The organism is Streptomyces phytophilus (assembly GCF_013870535.1).
Taxonomy (GTDB): domain Bacteria; phylum Actinomycetota; class Actinomycetes; order Streptomycetales; family Streptomycetaceae; genus Streptomyces; species Streptomyces phytophilus.
The window spans coordinates 1-6,595 of the sequence record NZ_JACBXC010000238.1 but is presented as its reverse complement, the minus strand read 5'-3'; the positions used below and the strand labels follow the sequence as shown (position 1 = coordinate 6,595).

Genomic DNA, 6,595 nt, shown 5'->3' with positions numbered 1-6,595 from the left:
GCCGGGGCCGCGTCACCCGGGTCGGGCGCCGGGCGACCGTCAGCTCCGCGCCGTCCGGGCCGTAGCCGACGACCTTGACGACGGTGGTGCCGGCGTCGATCGCGAGCGCCGTCGAGTCCGCTGCCGCCATGTCGTCAGCCCCTTCCGTGTGCCTGCCGCGACCGGCGGGCCGCGGAGTCCAGGGCGACGGCGACGAGCAGCACCAGGCCCGTGATGATGAAGCGGTACGAGGAGTCGAGGTTGAGCAGCGTCAGACCGCTGGAGATCGACTGGATGACCAGCACCCCGAGCAGCGCGGCGAACGCCGAACCGCGGCCGCCGAAGAGGCTGGTGCCGCCGATGACCGCGGCGGCGATGGCGTTGAGGTTGACGTCCGCGGTGCCGGTGGACTGGTTCGCCGCCGCCAGCCGCGCCGCGGCCAGCACGCCGCCGGTCGCCGCCAGCGCGGAGCACAGGACGAACGCGGAGGTGTAGACCCCGCGGACGTTGATGCCGGCCCGGCGGGCGGCCTCCGCGTTGCCGCCCACCGCGTACAGGGACCGGCCGAACTTCGTCTTGGTGAGGACGTAGTGCACCATCAGCACCAGGCTGACGAAGAGCATGAACATCCAGGGGACGCCGCGGGTGCGGTTGAGGTAGTAGACCGTGAACAGCAGCGCCGCGGCCAGCAGTCCCGCCTGCAGCCCGAGCCACTGCATCGACGCCGACGACAGCCCGGCGCGGCGCCGGCTGCGGGCCCGTACCCAGCCCACGGCGAGGAAGCCGCCGGCCGCCGCGACCGCGAAGACGTAGGCGAGCGCCTCGGGGACGAACCACACCTGCGCGAACTTCACCAGCGGCGAGTCGAACGGGATGTTGATGGCGTTCTGGTCGCGCAGCAGCCACAACTGCACACCCAGGAAGGCCAGCAGCCCGCCCAGGGTGACGACGAAGCTGGGCACGCCGAAGCGGTTCAGTATCTGCCCGTAGAGCCAGCCGATCGCGCAGCCGCCGGCGATCGCGACCGCGAGGGCCAGCACCAGCGGCTGCTCGTGCTTGACCATGACGACGGCCGTGGCCGCGGCCGAGACACCGCTGACCGAGCCGACCGACAGGTCGATCTGGCCGACCAGCAGCACGCAGACGATGCCCAGCGCGATGACGCCGAGGGGCACCATCTCGAAGGTCAGGTTCACCAGGTTGGTGCTGGACAGGAAGGTCTGGTTCAGCGCCTGGAAGATCGTCCAGATGACCAGGATGCCGGCGACGACGGGCAGCATGCCCAGGTCGCCGTCGCGGGTGCGGCGGACGGCGGCGCGCACGCTGTCGCCGATGCCCTGGGGCGTCGTCAGCCGCTCGTCCTGCAGGTCGGCGGCCTTGCCCAGCGGAGTGTCCAGGGATGTCACGGCAGTTCCTTCTCTTTCCGCGGGGCCGCGTCCGCCCCCGGTTCGCCGGCCGCGGCTCTACGGGCCGCACGCTGCGCGACCACGTTGTCCACAGCGCCGGTGATCGCGGCGACGACCTGCTCCGAGGTGACGGTGCGGGCGTCGAAGACGCCGTTGTTGCGGCCGAGCCGGAGCACGGCCACCCGGTCGGCGACGGCGCGGACGTCGTCCATGTTGTGGCTGACCATGACGACGCCGAGGCCGTTGCCCTTCAACCGCTCGATGAGGTTCAGCACCTCGGCCGTCTGCGCCACGCCGAGCGCGGCGGTCGGCTCGTCGAGGAGGATCACCTCGGGCTTGCCCAGCAGCGCCCGGGTGATCGCCACCGTCTGCCGCTGGCCGCCGGAGAGGGCGGCCACCGGCACGTCCAGGGTGGGGATACGGGCCGACAGCTCCCGCAGCAACTCCCAGGAGCGGGTCTCCATCCTGACGTCGTCCAGCATCCAGGGCCGTAGCTCCTGGCCGAGGAAGAGGTTCGCCTTGACGTCGAGGTTCTCGCACAGCGCCAGGTCCTGGAAGACGGTGGCGATGCCGATGGCCTGCGCGTCCGCCGGGGAGCCGAGTGAGACCTCCCGGTCGTGGAAGGCGATGGTGCCCCCGTCGGGGGTGTAGACCCCCGACAGGATCTTCACCAGCGTGGACTTGCCGGCGCCGTTGTCCCCGACGACGGCCACCACCTCGCCGGCGGCCACGTCGAGGTCGATGCCGGTGAGCGCGGCGACGGCGCCGAACTGCTTGCTGACGCCGCGCAGGGACAGCACGGTGGGCGCGGCCGGGGCGGCGGGGGCTGTCATCGTGACCCTTTTCCTTTCGTTTCGCCGGGTGCGGGGTTCGCCGGGTGCGGCGGCTGCGTACGGTCAGCTGATCCCGAGGCTCTCGCAGTCCTTGGCGTACGTGCGGGTGCAGACGTCCTCGGTCTTGAGCACGCCGTCGGGGCCGAAGATGACCTCCTTGAGGTTCTCCTGCGTCACGACGGTCGGCTGGAAGAGCTGGGACGGCGTGTCGAAGAGCTGGGTGTCGGCCTTGGGCTTCTTGCCCTGCATGAAGTCGTACGTGACCTCGGCGGCGGCCTCGGCGACGGTCTTGATCGGCTTGGAGATGGTGTTGAACTGGTCGCCCGCGATGATCCGCTGAACGGCCGCAAGCTCGGCGTCGTTGCCGGTGACCGGCGGGACCGGGGCCTCGGCGGCCTTGAACGCGGCGATCGAACCGCCGCCGGTGCCGTCGTTGGCGGCGACCACGCCGGCGATGCGGCCGGAGTACTGCGAGATCTGGCCGCTCACCCACTGCTGGGCCTTCTCCGGCGACCAGTCGGGGGTGTCGTACTCGGCGAGCAGCTTGTAGCCGCTGTCGTCGACGGCGTTGTGGATGCCCTTCTTGATCAGCCCGGCGGCGGCGTCCGTCGGCGAGCCGTTGACCTGGAGGATGCCGCCCTCGGCGGACTCCTTGTCGAGGTGGTCGACGAGGGACTGGCCGATGGACTCGCCGATCGCCTCGTTGTCGAACGAGACGTAGAAGTCGGCGGGCTTGGTCGGGATCGGCCGGTCGTACGCGATGACCTTGACGCCCTGCGACTGCGCGGTCTGCACGATGGTCGCCGCGGACTCGGAGTCGACCGGGTCCAGGACGATCACCTTGGCGCCCTGCGCCATGGCGGAGTTGGCCTGCTGCTGCTGGAGGGCGGCGTCGCTGTCGGCGTTCTGGTAGATGACCTTGCACTCGTCGCAGAGTTCGGCCATCCGCTTCTTGAACAGCGGGGCGTCGTACTGCTCGTAGCGCGTGGAGGCCAGGTCGGGCATGAGGAACGCGACCTTCCCGGCCCCGGTGCCGCCGCCCTTGCCGTCGTCACCCGAACTGCCGGGCTCCTCGGCGCAGGCCGTCAGTGCGCCGGTGGCGAGGATGCCGGCGAGAGCAAAACTGGCCAGTCGTCTCATGTTCCACTCCTTGCTCGTGTCCTGGCTCGTGGGCGCCGGGGGCGCCGGCGCTCGGAGGCGCTGGGTGCTTGGAAGGCGACGCACACGAAACTCGGATGTTTCATTCATGTCAACGGGCCTCAGAAACTGAACAACAGCCCTCGGTAATGCACCCCTTTGAGTGTTCGCTCTATCAGGGGCAGTTAACATCGAGTCGATGACCGATGCGGTGGGGGGCTCTGACAGCGCAGGCAGTCGCGTCGCCATCCGCTTCGCGCGCCGCCCTGAACGGTGCCTGGCGTCCGGATACGGGAATGTTCACTTCACAGAAAGAGAACAGGAGTTGCCATGGGGGCAGAGACCCGGCAGCCGGCGGACATGAGCGGGCGAAAGCCGCGTGAGCGACGAGACCGCATCAAAGGCCGTGTAGTGGACGAAGGCTTCGTCCGCATCGAGCAGTTGGCCGACGAACTCGGCGTCACCCCCATGACCATCCGCCGGGACCTCGACCACCTGCAGAGCAGAGGCTGGCTCCGCAAGGTCCGCGGCGGCGCCACCGCCCAGCCCTCGACCGCCTTCCACGGCGACGTACGCCACCGCACCCAGGCGATGACGGCCGAGAAGAACGCCCTGGCGCAAGCCGCGCTCCCGCTGGTCAAGTCCGGCCAGTCGGTGATCATCGACGACAGCACCACGGCCCTGGCCCTGACCCGCCTGCTCACCCAGCAGGCCCCGCTGACCGTCATCACGAACTTCGTCCCGGTCACCCAGGTCCTCGCCGGCAGCCCCGGCATCGAGCTGATCTCCCTCGGCGGCACGTACTACCCCGCGTACGACGCCTTCCTCGGCCTGCGCACCGTCGACGCGGTCACCAGCCTGTACGCGGACACCCTCTTCGCCTCCACGACGGCGATCACCCGCGGCCACTGCTACCACCAGTCGCAGGAGACGGTGGCGGTCAAACGCGCCCTGATGGAGGCGTGCGCCCGCAAGATCCTCCTGGTCGACCACACCAAGTTCCGCCGCCGCGGCCTGTACCAACTCGCCCCGGTGACGGCCTTCGACCTGGTCATCGTCGACTCGGGTATCCCGGCGGCCGACCTGGACGCCCTCCAGGCGGACGGGGTGGAGGTACTGGTCACCCACCCGGAGTGAGGCCGGCGGCGGAGGTTCTCAGGGGGTGTCGTCGGGGGAGTGGGCCTCGTCCTCGTCCACCACGTGGACCGCGGCCTCCTCGGCCGAGGCCGCGGCGCCGTTGATGCCCGCGTCCGTCGCGACCATGTCCTTCTCCTCGTCCCCGTGCGCCCCCTCGTCCGGGGCGACCAGGCGGCCGGCGCGGCGGTCGCCGACCTCGTCGTCGATCAGCTCGCCATCGGTGTCGGCGACGTCGCCGAGGCCGTCGTCCTCGGGGAGGAGGGGCGGATCCGGGACCTCCTCGGCCAGGCGCTCGTCCAGGGACTCGCCGCGGCGCTGCTCGGCGGCGGTGACGCCGGTGTGCTCGACGGCGCGGGGTTTCTCGGGCGGGGAGTAGCCCTCGTCGAGGGGGTCGACGACCCCGTCGAGGGTGTCCTCGGGCGGCAGGAGCTTGTCGTCGTCCTGCGTCCACTCGCCGGGCGCGCCGGAGGCGTAGGGCTGGTAGACCTCGTCGCCCGCGGCGCTGTCTTCTTCGCCGTCGCTGCCCGTCACACGCGCCTCCTGCGGAGAGTGTCCCACTGGGGTCATCCTCGGCGCGGTCGGGGAGCGGGGACACCCGGGCGGGGCGATCGGGTGGCGGGGGCTCTCCGCCGCCACCCTTGGCAGTGGCGAAGCCGCACATGCCCCCGGGCTACCCGCCCGCCCTCACCGGTCCGCCGGGTTGATCCATTGCGGCTGCGACGGGTGCAGGAACCACGACGCGTGCCCCGGCTCCCGCCCCCCGCGCTCCGGCGGCGGTACGTGGTCGTAGGAGATCTGCTCCGGCGGCGTTCCGTACCCCTGCACCGTCTCCCGTACGTCCACGATGAACTGCGCCGGCCCCGACACGTACACCCGGTGCTTCGGCCAGTCCCGGTGCGCCGACATCGCCGCCCCCAGGCGGCGGGCCGTCGCGCCCTGGCGCTCCGTGCGCTCCGGCGTGATCACCGTGACGTCCACCCACGGGTGGTGCTTGCGCAGCGCGTCGACGGCCTCCGGGTCGTAGAGGTGCGACGGGCTGCGGGTCACCAGGAAGAGCCGGGCCGTGGTCGGTGTCCAGCGGCGGACCATGTCCTCCAGCAGGGCCCGTATCGGCGCCCAGCCCGTGCCCGCCGCGATGAAGGTCACCGGCTGCCCCGCGCGCTTCGGGAGGACCGCGGTGCCCGCGGGGGCGCCCAGGCGGAGGGTGTCGTTCGGCGCTGTCCGATCCACTAATAGCGGGCTCAGCAGGCCGCCGTCGACTCTGCTGACGTGCAGGTCGATGGTGCGGTCGGCGCGCGGGGCGCAGCCGATGGAGTACGGGCGCCACACCCGCGGCACCTGCGGCGCGGAGACGCTGACGAACTGCCCCGCGGCGTACGGCAGCGTCCGGTCCGGGAGCAGGGTCAGGACCGTGACGCCCGGGGCGGCCCGGTGGCGGGCGACGACCCGGCAGTCCCACCAGCGCGGCGCCTGCTGCTTGTCCGCCTCCTCGCTGCCGCCGATCATCGCCTCGGAGAGGACCTTGTACGCGCCGAGCCACGCCTGCTCCGTCTCCTCGTCCCAGGTGCGGGGCAGGCCGAAGCGGAGCGCGGCGATCAGGCTCTCGCCGACCGCGGCGTAGTGCTCGGGGCGGGCGTCGAACTTGCGGTGGTCGCGGCCCAGCGTCGCCAGGTAGCGGGGCAGGTCCGGGTCGTCGAGGCGCTGCACGACGAGGGTGAGGGCGGCGAACAGGCGGTCGCGCTGCTCGGACATGTCCGCGGGGAACAGCTCGCGGACCCCCGGATTGCGGGCAAACAGATGCGAATAGAAGTACTTGGCGACATGGTCGGCTCTGCGTTCAACTCGGGCAAAACTCGCCCGGATTCGCTCGTTTGCATCCACGCACACGGACGGTACTGACCCATGGGTCACTTCTTCAACACAGCCTCGAACAAGTTTCCCAAGTCGCCACCGAATGTCTGTTCCGCCCGGGGCCCAGCAAGTGGAACCAACCCCTCAAAGCCGGATCTCCAGCACCCTCCCCGGCCACACCGGCCGCCCGGGGCGCTCCACCTCGAACGTCCCGCTCGGCGTGAACCCCAGCCGCTCGTACTGCCGCGCCAG

The 6,595-nt window shown here is 71.1% G+C and carries 6 protein-coding genes; 1 reads left to right on the top strand and 5 read right to left on the bottom strand.

The genetic code is table 11. The annotated features are described in order from the left end of the window. Positions 1-134: 134 nt before the first annotated feature. The 3 genes from H5J30_RS13580 to H5J30_RS13570 form a co-directional block, all read right to left on the bottom strand. Positions 135-1,385, bottom strand: a complete 1,251-nt coding sequence (locus H5J30_RS13580; protein ID WP_181787690.1) for a sugar ABC transporter permease — start codon at positions 1,383-1,385, stop codon at positions 135-137. After that, positions 1,382-2,218, bottom strand: coding sequence for an ATP-binding cassette domain-containing protein (locus H5J30_RS13575; protein ID WP_181787689.1), 837 nt, complete (start codon positions 2,216-2,218; stop codon positions 1,382-1,384). Before H5J30_RS13575 ends, H5J30_RS13580 begins: the two co-directional genes overlap by 4 nt. A gap of 63 nt (positions 2,219-2,281) precedes the next feature. Next, entirely contained in the window at positions 2,282-3,358 is a 1,077-nt protein-coding gene (locus H5J30_RS13570; RefSeq protein WP_181787688.1) for an ABC transporter substrate-binding protein, read from the bottom strand. 408 nt (positions 3,359-3,766) lie between these two features. On the opposite strand from H5J30_RS13570, the gene H5J30_RS13565 reads away from it, so the two are divergent. Further along, entirely contained in the window at positions 3,767-4,492 is a 726-nt protein-coding gene (locus tag H5J30_RS13565; protein WP_374100979.1) for a DeoR/GlpR family DNA-binding transcription regulator, read from the top strand. 18 nt (positions 4,493-4,510) lie between these two features. On the opposite strand, the gene H5J30_RS13560 is transcribed toward H5J30_RS13565, so the two are convergent. Together H5J30_RS13560 and H5J30_RS37470 are read right to left on the bottom strand one after the other, a co-directional pair. Further along, the gene (locus H5J30_RS13560) at positions 4,511-5,023 is read right to left on the bottom strand and encodes a DUF5709 domain-containing protein (RefSeq protein WP_181787687.1); all 513 of its coding nucleotides are present in this window, start codon (positions 5,021-5,023) and stop codon (positions 4,511-4,513) included. 153 nt (positions 5,024-5,176) lie between these two features. Further along, positions 5,177-6,373, bottom strand: a complete 1,197-nt coding sequence (locus tag H5J30_RS37470; protein ID WP_309505520.1) for a globin domain-containing protein — start codon at positions 6,371-6,373, stop codon at positions 5,177-5,179. Positions 6,374-6,595: the final 222 nt, after the last annotated feature.